Here is a 15,198-nt window from a genome sequence, read left to right as displayed (position 1 = left end):
TAAGGTAAAGCATGCCCATGGATCCCACTTTTATCGCCATCGCCTTCGGCTGTGGTTTAGCCGTTTATCTGATTAACCTGCCGCCCTTAATCGGCTTTTTAGTGGCAGGCTTTGTACTCAACGCCATGGGCTACGAAAGCAGTGCCACGCTCGACGGTTTGGCAAATTTAGGCGTCACCCTGCTGCTGTTTAGCATAGGGCTTAAGCTGGATCTCAAGGTGTTACTGAGAAAAGAGGTCTGGGGCACCGCCTCAGGCCATATTCTGCTGTCGACGTTATTTTTTACCTTAGTGTTGCTGGCAATTAAAGCTATAGGTTTTAGCTTGGCCGCCGAATTAGAGTGGCGCCAAGCCATGCTCATGGGGTTTGCGTTGAGTTTTTCCAGTACCGTATTTGCGGTTAAGGTGTTGGAAGAGCGCAGCGACATGAACACCTTTTATGGCCGTATCGCCATTGGGGTGTTGGTAATGCAAGACCTGTTTGCCGTGGCGTTTTTAACAGTGTCTAAGGGGACTGTGCCAAGCATCTGGGCCATCGGCTTGCTGGCTTTATTGCCTCTTATTCGCTGGTTAGCCTTTAAGATTTTGGCACGCATTGGCCACGGTGAGTTGCAAACCTTGTTTGCCATCTTTTTAGCGCTGGTGGTAGGCTATGGCGGCTTTGAATGGCTGGGGTTAAAAGGTGATTTAGGGGCGCTAATCATCGGCATGATGCTGGCATCCCATTACAGTGCCTCGGCCTTGGCCAAGTCATTCTTTAATATGAAAGAACTCTTCTTGGTGGCGTTTTTCTTGAGCATAGGGCTGAAGGGACTGCCCACGCTCGATGCCGTTTGGATTGCCGCCCTCTTGCTGCTGGTCTTGCCCGTTAAGAGCCTCATTTATTACTGGCTGTATAGCCGCTCCAAGCTGCGTATTCGAACCTCCTTGTTGGCCAGCTTTAGCCTGTCTAATTACTCTGAATTTGGTTTAATCGTGGCCGCATTGGCAGCGCAGCAAGGCTTGTTGAGTAATGACTGGGCCATCGTCGTCTCGCTGGCACTGGCGGTGTCGTTTGTTATCTCAGCTCCGCTCAACACCCATAACGAAAGCTTGTATCGCCGCTTTATGCAGCGCTTTGCGCCTCGTGAGCACGCCCAGTTGCACCCCGATGACCAACCTATCGAATTAGGCAAGGCGCGGGTACTGATTGTGGGCATGGGCCGCATCGGCCAAGGTGCTTACATGGAGCTAGAAGCGCTTTATCCGGGCCAATTGTTAGGCATAGACAGCGACACTAAGAAAGTCACTTTGCTTAATGAACTCAATATTAACGCCATCGAAGGCGATGCTTCTGACTCGGACTTTTGGGATAAAACCAGCATCAGCGAGCAGCTCGAGTATATCTTTCTCGCCATGCCCAATCATGCGGGTAACTTATATGCGCTGGAGCAAATTCGCTACAACCACTTTAAAGGTCGCGTAGCCGCCATTATTTGCTACCCAGATGAAGGCGCACAACTGCGTGAGTTAGGTGCCGACGATATCTTTAATATCTACGAAGAAGCGGGCAGTGGCTTTGCCCGCCACGTGATAGAGTCAAGTCCAGTCAAGTAAATCGCACCTCAAAGACGCCTTTTTCATACACCATTTATTATTTTGGAACTTTTGGAATTTTTATCATGTTATCTCAGCTAAAACAGACTTGGTTTTTTAATATTCGCGGCGATGTACTGGCCGGCCTAGTGGTGGCCTTGGCCTTGATCCCCGAGGCGTTGGCCTTTGCGGTAATCGCAGGCGTAGATCCTAAGGTCAGTTTATATGCCTCCTTTTGCATGGCGGTGGTGATCGCTTTTGCCGGCGGGCGACCGGCCATGATCTCGGCCGCCACCGGTGCCATGGCACTTTTGATAGTCACCTTGGTGAGAGATCACGGCTTGCAGTATTTACTGGCTGCCACCTTGCTCTGTGGCGTGTTGCAGTTGCTGGTCGGGTATTTCCGCTTGGCCAAGCTGATGCGCTTTGTGTCAACGTCAGTGGTCACAGGCTTCGTCAATGCCTTGGCCATTTTGATTTTTATGGTGCAAATAGAGGAGCTGATGGGCGGCAGTTGGCATGTGTACGCCATGGCAGCAGCAGGCCTTGCCATTGTGTATCTGCTGCCGCTGGTCCCCTATTTAGGCAAGCTGCTGCCCTCTCCTTTAGTGTGTATCGTCGTTCTGACGCTGGTTGCCGTTTACTTTGGTATAGATGTGCCAAATGTAGGCAGTAAAGGTGACTTGCCCAACAGTCTGCCCATCTTTTTATGGCCAGATGTGCCGCTCAACTTTGAAACACTGGCTATTATTTTCCCCTACTCCTTGTCGTTGGCCATAGTGGGTTTGTTAGAGTCCATGATGACCGCCACCATAGTGGATGACTTAACCGATACCCAAAGTGATAAAAACCGCGAATGTAAGGGTCAAGGTATCGCTAACTTAGCCACCGGTTTACTCGGGGGCATGGCCGGTTGTGCCGTGATTGGCCAGTCGGTAATCAACGTTAAATCTGGCGGCCGAGGCCGGCTCTCGACGCTGGTGGCGGGCGTGGTGTTACTCATGATGGTGGTGTTTTTAGGCCCTTGGGTATCGCTGATCCCCATGGCAGCCTTGGTGGCGGTAATGATAATGGTCTCTATCGGTACCTTTAGCTGGAGCTCAGTAGCAAATCTTAAAACCCATCCGCTCAGCTCTAATATTGTGATGTTCGCCACGGTCGCCGTGGTGGTCTACAGCCATAACTTAGCTTATGGTGTTTTAGTCGGTGTCTTGTTAAGTGCCTTGTTTTTTGCGCATAAGATCAGTCGACTACTTACGATAACCAGTAGCCAGACGCAAAAGCACACTCGCGATTATCAGGTGGTTGGCCAAGTGTTTTTTACTTCCACTGATCAGTTTGTAGCGGCTTTTGATGTTAAAGAAGTACTCACGCGGGTGCGCATTGATGTCAGTCGCGCACATTTTTGGGATATCAGTGCCATAGCTGCACTTGATAAAGTGGTGTTACGTTTTAAGCGCGAAGGAGCCGAAGTGGAAATTGTCGGCCTTAATGAAGCCAGTGCCACCTTAGTGGATCGCTTTGGTATACATAAAGATAGCGCCACGATTAAGCTAACCGGCCAATAAGGACAGCTGCTATGACGAATATAACAACCAATGTAATCGCCTGTATCGATGGCTCACGTTACGCCAATGCCGTTGCTGACGCCGCCATGTGGGCCAGTTTGCGTTTGGACGCCCCGTTGCAATTATTGCACGTGCCCAACAAGGCCGCCGCCGCCGTGCCGCCGGATTTAAGTGGCAGCATAGGCCTTGGCAGCCAAGAGCAATTATTAGCTTATTTAAGTGAGTTGGATGCCAAGCAAAGCAAAGAGTCCAGTGAGCGCGGCCGTTTGCTGCTGGAAGCCGCACAGGTCCACGTGCTAAAAGGCGGTGTATTGGCAAATACTATGCAACGCCACGGCTCTCTGCTAGAGACCTTAGTCGAATTTGCACCTTGCACTCGTCTGTTAGTTTTAGGCCGCCACGGAGCAAACTCATCGGCGGACTCGCCACACTTAGGCAGCCACGTAGAGGCCATTACCCGCAGCTTAAACTGCCCTATGTTGCTGACTAAAGATTATTTTAAGGCGCCGAAAAAGGTACTGTTAGCCTTTGACGCTAGTGCCAGCACCCGCGCCGCCGTTACCCAATTAGCCCATAGTCGTTTACTGGCAGGGCTAGAGTTGCATTTGGTGTTGGTGGGCGAGGATAACCAAGCCCATCAAGAGCAAATCAGCTGGGCACAAGTCTTATTACAGCAAGCGGATATCACAGTAGTCACTCGGATATTATCAGGGCCTGTGGAGCGTACGCTCAGTGAATATCAAGCTGAATTTGGACTGGAGATGATGGTGATGGGCGCCTATGGTCATTCACGGATCCGCCAGTTGTTGCTGGGTAGCACCACGCTTGCCATGATAAAGCAAGCCAAGGTGCCGCTGCTTATTCTGCGCTAAAGAAAGTACGCTGAGCCGCTACTCATCTTGCGCTAAAAATGCTAGACCGAGTAGCACTAACTCATTCTATTTATTAGTTTTGTGACAAGTTTATGATACTTGATTGGCATGGCTTCAAACTTGCTTAATGTGTGCTACATTAATTTTGAATCGAAGCCCCCGCGATTCTTGTATTTAAGTCAACAACTTAATCAACGGGATAATGCTCATGAAGACAAACGTACTAGCCTGTATTGACGGTTCTAAACACACCACTACGGTTTGCGATTATGCCGCTTGGGCAAGCAGTCAGCTGGGGGCATCTCTTGTGTTATTGCATGTATTACCCAAATCTGAACCCACGCTACTGTTTGGTATTAGCGGGGCCGCCAGCCTTACTCCGCAAGATAACATCACGAAAGAACTGGTCGATCTTGACACCAAACGCGAAGCCTTAGCCAAAGAGCACAGCCGCCAAATACTCGAACTGGCCAGTAATCATATTCAGGCGGCAGGTTATACCGCCCCACGCACCATTCAGCGTGTCGGGCGCTTGGTACACGAAATCGAGCAATACGATGATTATTGCCAGTTATTGGTAATGGGCCGCCAAGGTGCGAACGAGGATGACGATCTGAGTCGATTAGGCAGTCATGTGGAGCAAGTGATCCGCACCACAGATAAGCCGCTATTACTCACTTGGGACGTATTTACAGCACCGAAAAAAGTGATGCTCGCCTTCGATGGCAGTGCAACCAGTCTTAAAGGCGTGGAGATGCTGGCTACATCGCCCTTATTTAAAGGCTTAGAATGCCATTTAGTCATGGTGGCAGACGCAGATCCGCACAACCTAGAACAATTAGAAGTGGCGCGCTTACAGCTGGAAGTTGCCGGCTTAAAGGCCTCGGCTAAGCTGTTACAGGGTGAAGTGAAGAAAAACTTGCTCGCCTATCAAGAACAACAGGATATCGACTTAGTGGTGATGGGCGCTTATGGTCATTCTCGCATCCGCCAGTGGTTACTGGGCAGCATTACCGACCTAATGCTGCAAGAGTCCACCAAGCCGCTATTAATATTAAGATAAGTAATATTTAGATAAACACTTATTTGCCACGGAAGAACACAGAATACACGGAAAATAGAGAGAAGAGCGAAAGCGATTTTTAGAGGTTAACCCTTACAAAAATGAAGTCCTTGTTGCCCTTGAACTGGAGCTTGTCCGTGGATTGTGTGGCTAAATAGATTTAAGTGTTAGATTTTAAAAATTGAGACTTATAGCCACAAACTAAAACACCCCAACGAGCTAAGCCCGTTGGGGTGTTTTTACATCAGTGTGTTACTGAGGTGAGTGAGGCTTACAGTACGCCTTTCTCACGCAAGTACTCTTCGTAGCTGCCGCTAAAGTTACGCAGGCCATCTTCTGTGAGCTCTAAAATACGGGTCGCCAATGACGACACAAATTCACGGTCGTGAGACACGAAGATCAAGGTGCCAGGATACATTTCCAGCGCCATGTTGAGTGATTCAATAGACTCCATATCCAAGTGGTTGGTAGGCTCATCCATCACCAAGATATTGGGCTTTTGCATCATTAGCTTGCCAAACAACATGCGGCCTTGCTCACCACCCGACAACACCTTCACTTTCTTCTTAATGTCGTCTTGGTTAAACAGCAAACGGCCTAATACGCCACGCACACTTTGCTCGTCGTCGTCGGCTTGCTGCCATTGGCTCATCCAATCGAACACCGTAATGTCCATATCGAAGTCACTGGCGTGATCTTGCGCGTAATAGCCAATTTTCACGTTCTCTGACCACTTACAACGGCCGCTCATGGGAGCCAATTCGCCCACCAAGGTTTTCGCCAATGTGGTTTTACCGATACCGTTAGCACCCAAAATCGCGATACGCTCACCCACTTCAACCAGCACATTCAGGTCTTTTAGCAGTGTATTGCCATCGTAGCCTTGGCACATGTCTTCCATCTCAAGCACGTTACGATAGAGCTTTTTCTCTTGCTCAAAACGCATAAAGGGGTGCTGACGGCTGGAAGCTTTCACTTCTTCCAAGACGATTTTGTCAATCTGCTTAGCACGTGACGTGGCCTGACGGGCTTTAGAGGCGTTGGCACTAAAGCGCGCCACAAACGACTGCAAGTCAGCAATTTGACTTTTCTTCTTGGCGTTATCAGACATCAAACGCTCACGGGCTTGATTAGACGCCAGCGTATAGTTGTCGTAGTTGCCCGGATAAACACGCAGCTCACCAAAGTCCAAATCCGCCATGTGGGTACAAACACTGTTTAAGAAGTGACGGTCATGGGAGATGATGATCATGGTGCTGTTACGCTCGTTGAGCGCGCTTTCCAGCCAACGAATGGTGTCTATGTCCAAGTTGTTGGTCGGCTCATCGAGCAGCAAGACTTCTGGATCCGAGAACAAGGCCTGCGCCAATAACACACGTAGCTTTAAGCCCGGTGCTACTTCGCTCATCGGGCCCGTGTGCTGTTCGAGAGGGATACCCACCCCTAATAGCAGCTCACCGGCTCGTGATTCGGCGGTGTAACCGTCGTATTCAGCCACTTCGCCCTCTAGCTCGGCGGCCCGCATGTACATGTCGTCGGTGGCTTCAAGGTTGGCATAAATGGCATCGCGCTCATGAAGGGCGGCCCACAACTCGGCGTGGCCCATCATAACCACGTCCAGCACGCGAAACTCTTCATAGGCGAATTGATCTTGGCGCAGCTTACCCAGACGCTCATTCACATCTAGGCTCACGTGGCCAGAGCTTGGATCTAGATCGCCACCCAAAATTTTCATGAAGGTAGACTTACCGCAGCCATTGGCGCCAATTAGGCCATAACGGTTACCGTCGCCAAATTTAACGGAGATGTTTTCAAACAGCGGCTTAGCGCCAAATTGCATGGTGATATTATTGGTGGAAATCAAGAAGCAAACTCACAATTAAAGAACGAAGAAGACAGGCGTTAACGCCAGAAGTGAGTAAGGATACCGACAGTCGAGGAAAAGTTCAAAGAATGGACGTATTTATCGCCTCACTTAACCCACGCGCATTCAACGCCGCCTAGCATGCCAGCTTGCTTACCCGCCGATTTTGATTAAATAGGCATAAGCTTAATTTTTTTATACTATATCGCTATATTTCAAGAGCCCGATGCAGGATGCCAATATTAATGATAAATCACCCTATTAATCGCCAGCTATTGAGCGAAGTGGAAGCCATAGCGCGTGCGGCCGGGGCCGCCATCATGGACATTTACAGCCGCCCGATTGCGGTGACTGAGAAAGCCGATCAGTCACCGCTCACCCAAGCTGATCACGCTGCTCATCATTTAATTGAGCAGCAACTGAGCCGCTTGTCCCCGTTGCTGCCGGTATTATCGGAAGAAGACACAGCCGCCTTTAGTGGTGCCGATGCCCAAAGCCGTTATTGGTTAATTGACCCGCTGGATGGCACCAAGGAATTTATTAAACGCAACGGCGAGTTTACCGTCAATATCGCGCTTATCGAGCACGGCAAGTCGGTATTAGGCGTGGTGTATGCGCCCGCCTTGGAAGTTTGCTATCGCGCGGCCATCAATCTTGGTGCCGAGAAAATTGATGCCCAAGGCCAAGTGACTCAGTTGCACGTTGCCACTCACCACCCAGGCAGTCCGTGGCGACTGGTGGGCAGCCGCTCTCACGGGGGAGACGCCATGCCGGCCTTACTTGCGCAGTTGGGCGAGCATGAATTAGTGCCCATGGGCAGCTCACTTAAGTTGTGCTTAGTGGCCGAAGGCAGTGCCGATGTCTATCCGCGCTTAGGCCCCACCTCCTTGTGGGATACGGCGGCGGCGCAATGTGTAGTGGAGCAAGCGGGTGGGAGTGTGGTGCAGTTGAATGGCGACACTCTCAGTTATGCCAGCACCGAGCAATTGCTAAACCCCTACTTCTTAGTGCTGGGTGATAATCAGCAAGATTGGCCTAGTCTATTTAGGGCTTCATAAACAAACGACGCCTCACGACGACTATAAAAACACCGAGTCTAAAAACTCGGTGTTTTTTCGTCTCACGTCTCACACACAAGATTATCTGGCGACTAATACATCACAGGGCAAGGTACTGAGAAAAGCGTTGGCCACGCTGCCGACCAATAAGCGGCTGAGGCCTTGTCGGCCGTGGGTGCCCAGCACTAACAATTGCGGTCTTTGTAACTCGCAGGCTTCCGTTAACTGATGCTGCGCATTGCCGGTCAGCACTTGACTTTGGATGCGACTTTGGTCGTCGTCGGCTAAAAAATACGTCATTTCGCGGGTGATTTCTTGGGTTAAACGCGTCTTTTTCTCCGCTAATAACTGGTCGAGATCCTCTTGTTCGTAGCGTACGAAGCTCATAAAAGGTGGATCGCAGACATGGACTAGCTGAAAAGTAGCATCGGGCGCCAGCCACAAGCCTGCTTGCAGCGCATGATGAGAGCTGCGTGAAAAATCGGTGGCCGCCATCACCTGTAAATATGGCTCAACCGGATCTGTGCTCACCATTAATAGCGGTATATCGCAGTGGCGCAGTAAACGCTCCACAGTGGTACCGACAAATAAGTCCCGCAGCGGCTCTATGTGATGGCGACCAACGATCAGTAAGTCGGCCTGCGACCAGCTACTGTATTTGGCCAATGCCTGATGCGGTTTACCCAACAGCACCTCACAACTACTGCGCGCCTGAAGATCCTCGGGCAACAAATTAAACAAAGCGTCCAATGCGGTTTCTGCGGCTTGTGTAAGCCGATGGCGCACCGAGATTTCCACCATGGGTTCATAGAGGGTGAGCGAGTCATCCACCACATGCACCAAATGCAATTTCGCGGCCAAACGCACTGCCAGCTCAGCCGCTCTTTTTACGACTAAGCTGGAGCCGGGTTCCAAATCAATTGCAGCTAGCAAGGTTTTCACATTTATCTTCCTTGTATTAAAAAAGTCCTGTGGCCGTTCATGATGGCTGTTAACGGCAACCGTTAACTCTGCTTATTAATGTCTGGTGAGTGAGTCAAGGTTCAGCATTCCCCGTTTTTAGTACAAAAGCAAATTCTCACTTAGCTCTCAAGGGGCGCTACTCGCATGGGCGGGCTAATAGCACCGGCTTTTTATTCTCCTGCTGCCTGCTTTGGTTTACACTAGCGACTCTTTACCTGCTTATAGTTTAGGAGTTTGAGTGTTAACAGCAGAAACCGCCATGCGTTGGCTTAGCGCCGGCTACATTGAACATTACGTGTGTGAAAACTGCCACGGCATTCATTTATCTGAACTGCAAGAGCTGGAGGGCGTGCTGGAAAGTCGTTTGTTTGTCGAGCAAGAAGGTGCCCTGCTGACCAGTGAGATCGAAATCAGACCCACGGCGCTATTGGTGTTAGTGGCGGATCTCGGCCGTTTGAACATGAACTATCCCGGCCTTAAGGTGTTTGTCGATATCGTGGACGATAACCTGCCGCGATTAATCGTTGCCGATTACCTGCACACCCAAGCTGGTATAGATGAGACACAATTCATCTGGATAGTGCAACAGACTGTGATGGCCACCCAGCAGTTGTTATTCGAAATCGGTGAGCTGGGATTTTTAATGCAAGACGACGAACCTGGCAAGCACAGCGCCGCAGTGCACTAACTGCTCTGCCCCACAAAAATACCCCAATTACTAATACCCCAGTTACTAATACCCCAAGTACTGTGCGATGAGCTGTGAAGGTCGCACAGCTCACAACTTTTCCTCCATATCCGACGCTTAAAAAATCGCTATTTATTAAGTAATTGTTTAGTAAGCATTTTTGTATTTCGGCTTCAGAAGGGCTATGTTGATAGCTATGTGAGGCTTACCGCCCTTTTCGCATAAGCAATAAGGACAAGCTACACATGCAATTTTTCTCTCTGGCTACTGAGGCCGCTATCTGTGCTAATAAGCACGCCTAATGGCAGCTTGAATCTTGGAGGGTTAAACGTGAATGCAGTAGTAGGACTTGAATTCAATTTTGATGGCATTATTGAGGCGTTAGCAGGCCCTGGCATTGGCATTTTCCCTCACTTTATTGACAGCAATATTGTCGCCAGCTTACGTCATGACTTACTGACGTTGCCTGCAGGCGAGCTTACTCCAGCAGCCATAGGTCGTGAGCGAGACCAGCAAACTAATGAGCGCATTCGCAGTGATAAAACCCGCTGGTTAGAAGGCAATACGCCCATTCAGCTTTATTACCTGTCCTTGATGGCCCGTTTGCAGCAAGCACTCAATCGACAGCTATTTTTGGGACTCAAAGATTACGAGTGCCATTATGCGCTGTATCAAGCCGGTGATTTTTATAAGAAACATGTGGATGCCTTTCGCGGTCGCGGCAACCGGCGCATCACGACAGTGCTCTATCTCAATGATGACTGGCAAGCGAGTCAAGGCGGCGAATTACTGGTGTATAGCGATCAAGGCTCAAGTGTGTTGCACCGTATTTTGCCCGCTGCCGGCACCTTAGTGTGTTTTTTATCGGAAGATTTCCCCCATGAAGTGCTACCCGCCCAGCGGGATCGCATGAGTATTGCCGGTTGGTTTCGCATTGACGATCCTATCGCTCCCGCCGTAATGCTGTAATTGACCGGATCCTGAATTAACGAATACGTAAAAAATAACCTGCTATTTTATCTATTCACCTAAATAAACCACTATTAATGAGAAATTAAAAATATAGTGGCTTTATTTTTAATTTTTATCCATTTCGACTATCCATCCTGCTGTGACTCTGCCAACCTAAATTTATGATACGGAGCCACAAATTAAGGATGATGATATGTGTTCTATCTTAGGTATTCTCGATCTTAAGTCTGATGTTACGCCGCTGCGCACCCGCGCATTGGAGTTATCTAAGCTACTGCGCCATCGCGGCCCAGACTGGTCCGGCATTTATAGCGGTGAAAAAGCCATTTTGGTGCACGAACGGTTAGCCATTGTCGGCTTAGACAGCGGCGCTCAACCCCTGCTTAACCCAGCCAAAACCCATGCCCTAGCAGTGAATGGTGAAATCTATAACCACAAATTGCTGCAAGCCGGTCTTGAGGGTGATTTTAAATTTCAGACCCAATCGGACTGCGAAGTTATCCTCGCCTTATATCAGGAAAAAGGCCCTGATTTTCTGGACGAGCTCAATGGCATTTTTGCCTTCGTCCTCTACGACGAGGAGCAAGACACTTATTTGATTGCTCGGGATCACATGGGCATTGTTCCGCTTTATACCGGACACGACGAGCAAGGTAATTTTTATGTCGCCTCCGAGATGAAGGCGCTAACCCCTGTGTGCAAAACCATTAACGAGTTTCCACCCGGGCATTTGCTGTATAGCAAAGAAGGCGAGTTGCGCCGCTATTATCAACGCGACTGGGAAAACTACGTCAATGTGGAGCAACAAACCTCGAGCGTAGAAGAGCTGCGCGAGGCGCTAATGGCGGCCGTTAAACGCCAGCTCATGTGCGATGTGCCTTACGGGGTACTTTTGTCGGGTGGACTCGACTCGTCGGTGATTTCTGCCATTGCCGAAATCTATGCCGACCGACGAGTAGAAGATCAAGATAACAGCAAAGCTTGGTGGCCCCAGTTACACTCGTTTGCCGTAGGCCTAGAAAATGCTCCGGATCTGATTGCCGCACGCAAGGTCGCCGAACACTTAGGCACAGTGCATCACGAATTGCTGTACACGGTACAAGAAGGACTGGATGCCCTGCGTGAGGTCATCTATCACCTCGAAACTTATGACGTCACCACCATTCGAGCTTCGACCCCCATGTATTTGATGGCGCGGCGCATTAAAGCCATGGGCATCAAGATGGTGTTGTCCGGCGAAGGTTCAGACGAGCTATTTGGCGGTTACTTATATTTTCACAAGGCGCCCAACGCCCGCGAGTTTCACGAAGAAACCGTGCGCAAGCTGCAAGCTCTGCACATGTACGACTGCTTGCGCGCCAACAAGTCGATGGCCGCATGGGGTGTGGAGGCGCGGGTGCCCTTTCTCGACAAAGAGTTTATGGATGTGGCCATGCGCCTCAACCCAACCGACAAAATGTGTGGCCAAGGAAAAATGGAAAAGCACATACTGCGCCAAGCCTTCAGCGACCTGCTGCCCGATGAAGTAGTGTGGCGTCAGAAAGAGCAATTTTCGGACGGCGTTGGCTATTCGTGGATCGACAGCCTTAAAGCAATGGTGGAGCAAGAGGTCACCGACCAGATGATGGCGGCGGCAGGCTTTCGCTTTCCAGTGAATACGCCCATTAATAAAGAAGCCTATTATTATCGCGCGATTTTTGAAGGGCACTTCCCTCAGGAATCAGCCGCTCGCTGCGTGCCCTGTGGCCCTTCCGTGGCCTGCTCAACCCCCACGGCCATTGAATGGGATGAGCAATGGAAACTCATGGCCGACCCCTCGGGCCGCGCCATTAAAGGGGTACACAGCCAATCTTATTAAACTAGAGGTAACTGCGGATAGCGGTCACACGCCGACTATCCGCAGATTAGTGATACAAAAAGGGGCTAAACGATTTTTTATTAGCATAAATAATAATTTCTTTAAGTCCCTACTATTTTCACGGTATTTAGATCGGCTCTCGCAGTTGAATATGCTAGTGTGAGACATAAATTAGTTTCGATTGAGTTAAAGTGAAAGACCTTGATTCCAACGTTGCCGACCTGCCTGTAGAGCGCATCATGCACCGCGGCTTATTAAGCTGTGCCCCAAACACGCCTATTTATGCGGTGGCCGAGCGCATGGCCGAGCGCCGTTGCAGCTCTATGCTGGTCATAAAAAATGACCTCGCCATTGGTATTTGGACCGAGCACGATAGCTTGCGCCTCGACTTTAATGACCCTCAGTCTTTATCTCGCCCGATAAGCGACGTGATGAGCAGCCCCGTCAGCAGCGTCAACTGGAATGCGCGCGCCTCAGAAGTCGCGGCCCGTTTTAACAGCCAAGGGCTGCGCCATTTATTGGTCGTGGATAATCTCGGTCGCCCGCAAGGCATCATATCGCAAACCGACATCACGCTAAAACAAGGCCTGGAGCTGTATTTGAGCCTGCGCACCGTGAGCGAAGCCATGGATGCAGCACCGCTAGTGGTGGCCGGCACACTCACCTTGGGCCAGACTGCGCCCTTAATGCTGGCTCACCAGCAAGACGCGGCCGTGGTGCTGTGCACTGAAGATGAATACGGCATTATTACCGAGCGCGATATGGTGCGTTACGTGGCTCGCCACCCCGGCGACACGCCCGTGAGCGAGCTGGCCAGCCGACCCTTGCTCACCATAACGCCAGAAGGATCCTTGTTGCAGGCCCGCGACTTATTGATCGACAATAAGTTACGCCATTTAGCGGTTAAAGCGCCCGACAGCAACACCATTATTGGCTTGCTGGGCTTTCGTAATATTTTAAACGGCACCGATACCAGCCATACGACTGAGCTGCACCACGCTATGCTGCAGCGTGATTTCGCGCTGCAGCATCCGCATCTTAACTTACAGCTGGCCGAACGCGTGATTGCCGCCTCTCTCGAGGGCATTATGATCACTAATGCGCAGGGACTGATCGAGTTCGTTAATCCCGCCTTTACCCACACCACGGGTTTTACTGCCGAAGAAGTGATCGGTAAAAATCCGGCCCTGCTGTCTTCTGGTCGTCACGATCCGAATTTTTATCAATTGATGTGGCAAACCCTAAGCCAAAAAGGCTATTGGCGCGGTGAAATTTGGAACCGACGTAAGTCTGGGCAGCTGTATTTAGAGCTGTTAACCATTACCTGTATTCGTGATGAAGTTGGCGAAATCAGCCACTTTGCCGCCTTGTTTACCGACATTACCCATATTCGGGAAAACGAAGAGCAAGTACGTAAGCTCGCCTATTACGATGCCCTCACCCAACTGCCCAATCGGCGGTTATTAGAAGACAGATTGGATCATGCGCTGCGCCACGCCCACCGCAACCAGCAACGCTTGGCGGTGCTATTTATCGACTTGGATCATTTTAAACAGGTCAACGACAGCCTAGGTCATGCGTCAGGGGATGAGTTATTACTCGAAGTATCTAAGCGCATGGCGACGCACCTGCGTGAAGACGACACCCTGGCCCGCTTTGGCGGCGATGAATTTATTGTGTTGTTACCGGACGTCGCAGATGCGGATGCAATCACCGCCGTGGCGCGTCGGCTGCTCGACGCCGTGGGCCAGCCGGTATCCTTGAGCAATCAGCGATTTCGGGTGGGCTGCAGCTTAGGAATTAGCATATACCCCGATGATGCCAACAGTGCAGAGCAATTATTGCAGCACGCAGATGCGGCCATGTATAGAGCCAAGCAGGAAGGCCGCAATAGCTATCGCTTATATAGCACCTCATTAGATGCACGCGAGCACCGTTGGCTAGCCATGGAGACGGCTCTGCGCAACGCCATCGATACCGGTCATGGCTTAAACCTGCACTATCAGCCTCAAGTGGAACGAGATTCAGGACAATTAGTCAGCGTTGAAGCGCTAGCCCGTTGGCATGATCCCGAATTAGGTCAGATTTCGCCTGGGGATTTTATTCCCTTAGCCGAGCGAGCCGGCCTGATGCAACCTTTAGGCCGAGTGCTAATGCACAGTTTGGCCGCTCAATTACGTCGCTGGCTAGACGAAGGCTTAACGCCGGTGCCCGTGGCCATGAATTTGTCTGCGCAGCAGTTTTGGCAGCAAGACTTAATTAGCGACATTCAAGCCTTATATAAGCAATACCAACTGCCGGCTGGGCTGTTATATTTTGAGCTCACCGAGAGCATGTTATTGGATAAACAACAACAGGCCATCACCATTTTAACCGCCCTGCGCCAGCTCGGTTGTGACATCGCCATGGACGATTTTGGTACCGGTTATTCGTCTTTAAGCTATTTGCATCAGTTGCCGATCACTATCCTAAAAATTGATCAGAGCTTTATTCAACAACTGGGCGAAAATCTGGGCAGTGAAACCATCTTGGCCGCCATCACCGGCATGGCCCAAGGCTTAAAGTTGAAAGTGGTGGCAGAGGGGGTGGAAACCCAAGCACAACGCGAGGCACTGGCGCACTATAATGTCGATCTTATCCAAGGTTACTTAATCAGCAAACCGCTGCCGGCAGATGAGTTTAGCGCCCACTATCTGGTCTAGCACGGCGTGGGTGCGC

11 protein-coding genes are annotated in these 15,198 nt (G+C 50.4%); 9 read left to right on the top strand and 2 right to left on the bottom strand.

The window, feature by feature from the left end; translation table 11 throughout:
* Nucleotides 1–17 precede the first annotated feature (17 nt).
* The 4 genes from ACEN2G_RS05130 (at nt 18) to ACEN2G_RS05115 (ending at nt 5,077) form a co-directional block, all read left to right on the top strand.
* The gene (locus ACEN2G_RS05130; protein WP_442020399.1) at nt 18–1,595 is read left to right on the top strand and encodes a cation:proton antiporter domain-containing protein; all 1,578 of its coding nucleotides are present in this window, start codon (nt 18–20) and stop codon (nt 1,593–1,595) included.
* A 65-nt stretch (nt 1,596–1,660) separates the two neighbouring features.
* Nucleotides 1,661–3,142, top strand: a complete 1,482-nt coding sequence (locus ACEN2G_RS05125) for a SulP family inorganic anion transporter (RefSeq protein ID WP_442020398.1) — start codon at nt 1,661–1,663, stop codon at nt 3,140–3,142.
* Between the two features lie 11 nt (nt 3,143–3,153).
* Complete coding sequence (locus ACEN2G_RS05120; RefSeq protein ID WP_442020397.1) at nt 3,154–4,014, top strand: universal stress protein; 861 nt, start codon at nt 3,154–3,156, stop codon at nt 4,012–4,014.
* A 208-nt stretch (nt 4,015–4,222) separates the two neighbouring features.
* The gene (locus ACEN2G_RS05115) at nt 4,223–5,077 is read left to right on the top strand and encodes a universal stress protein (protein WP_442020396.1); all 855 of its coding nucleotides are present in this window, start codon (nt 4,223–4,225) and stop codon (nt 5,075–5,077) included.
* A 271-nt stretch (nt 5,078–5,348) separates the two neighbouring features.
* Here the strand turns inward: ACEN2G_RS05115 and ACEN2G_RS05110 are convergent, their stop codons facing one another.
* Complete coding sequence (locus ACEN2G_RS05110; protein WP_442020395.1) at nt 5,349–6,941, bottom strand: ABC-F family ATPase; 1,593 nt, start codon at nt 6,939–6,941, stop codon at nt 5,349–5,351.
* 245 nt (nt 6,942–7,186) lie between these two features.
* Here ACEN2G_RS05110 and cysQ point away from each other — a divergent pair, with 245 nt between their 5' ends.
* On the top strand, nt 7,187–7,999 hold the full coding sequence (gene cysQ, locus ACEN2G_RS05105; protein ID WP_442020394.1) for a 3'(2'),5'-bisphosphate nucleotidase CysQ: 813 nt from the start codon (nt 7,187–7,189) through the stop codon (nt 7,997–7,999).
* Nucleotides 8,000–8,080: 81 nt separating this feature from the next.
* Here cysQ and ACEN2G_RS05100 read toward each other — a convergent pair whose 3' ends face one another.
* The gene (locus ACEN2G_RS05100; RefSeq protein ID WP_442020393.1) at nt 8,081–8,941 is read right to left on the bottom strand and encodes a universal stress protein; all 861 of its coding nucleotides are present in this window, start codon (nt 8,939–8,941) and stop codon (nt 8,081–8,083) included.
* Nucleotides 8,942–9,221: 280 nt separating this feature from the next.
* On the opposite strand from ACEN2G_RS05100, the gene ACEN2G_RS05095 reads away from it, so the two are divergent.
* From ACEN2G_RS05095 to ACEN2G_RS05080, 4 genes are all read left to right on the top strand, one after another.
* Entirely contained in the window at nt 9,222–9,650 is a 429-nt protein-coding gene (locus tag ACEN2G_RS05095; RefSeq protein ID WP_442020482.1) for a YbjN domain-containing protein, read from the top strand.
* A 330-nt stretch (nt 9,651–9,980) separates the two neighbouring features.
* Nucleotides 9,981–10,619 (top strand): 2OG-Fe(II) oxygenase, encoded by a 639-nt coding sequence (locus ACEN2G_RS05090; protein WP_442020392.1) that lies wholly within the window; start codon nt 9,981–9,983, stop codon nt 10,617–10,619.
* A 196-nt stretch (nt 10,620–10,815) separates the two neighbouring features.
* The gene (gene asnB, locus ACEN2G_RS05085; RefSeq protein ID WP_442020391.1) at nt 10,816–12,480 is read left to right on the top strand and encodes an asparagine synthase B; all 1,665 of its coding nucleotides are present in this window, start codon (nt 10,816–10,818) and stop codon (nt 12,478–12,480) included.
* Between the two features lie 191 nt (nt 12,481–12,671).
* Nucleotides 12,672–15,182, top strand: a complete 2,511-nt coding sequence (locus tag ACEN2G_RS05080; protein WP_442020390.1) for an EAL domain-containing protein — start codon at nt 12,672–12,674, stop codon at nt 15,180–15,182.
* Nucleotides 15,183–15,198: the final 16 nt, after the last annotated feature.

It is taken from the genome of Oceanisphaera sp. W20_SRM_FM3, from assembly GCF_052119705.1.
GTDB lineage: Bacteria > Pseudomonadota > Gammaproteobacteria > Enterobacterales > Aeromonadaceae > Oceanimonas.
Note: the sequence above shows the minus strand (reverse complement) of the source record. Positions and strands in the feature narration are given on the sequence as shown.

Coding starts and splice junctions, on each gene's coding strand:
- asnB (WP_442020391.1), top strand. CDS start 10,816: ATGTGTTCTATCTTAGGTATTCTCGATCTTAAGTCTGATGTTACGCCG.
- cysQ (WP_442020394.1), top strand. CDS start 7,187: ATGATAAATCACCCTATTAATCGCCAGCTATTGAGCGAAGTGGAAGCC.
- ACEN2G_RS05125 (WP_442020398.1), top strand. CDS start 1,661: ATGTTATCTCAGCTAAAACAGACTTGGTTTTTTAATATTCGCGGCGAT.
- ACEN2G_RS05095 (WP_442020482.1), top strand. CDS start 9,222: ATGCGTTGGCTTAGCGCCGGCTACATTGAACATTACGTGTGTGAAAAC.
- ACEN2G_RS05120 (WP_442020397.1), top strand. CDS start 3,154: ATGACGAATATAACAACCAATGTAATCGCCTGTATCGATGGCTCACGT.
- ACEN2G_RS05115 (WP_442020396.1), top strand. CDS start 4,223: ATGAAGACAAACGTACTAGCCTGTATTGACGGTTCTAAACACACCACT.
- ACEN2G_RS05130 (WP_442020399.1), top strand. CDS start 18: ATGGATCCCACTTTTATCGCCATCGCCTTCGGCTGTGGTTTAGCCGTT.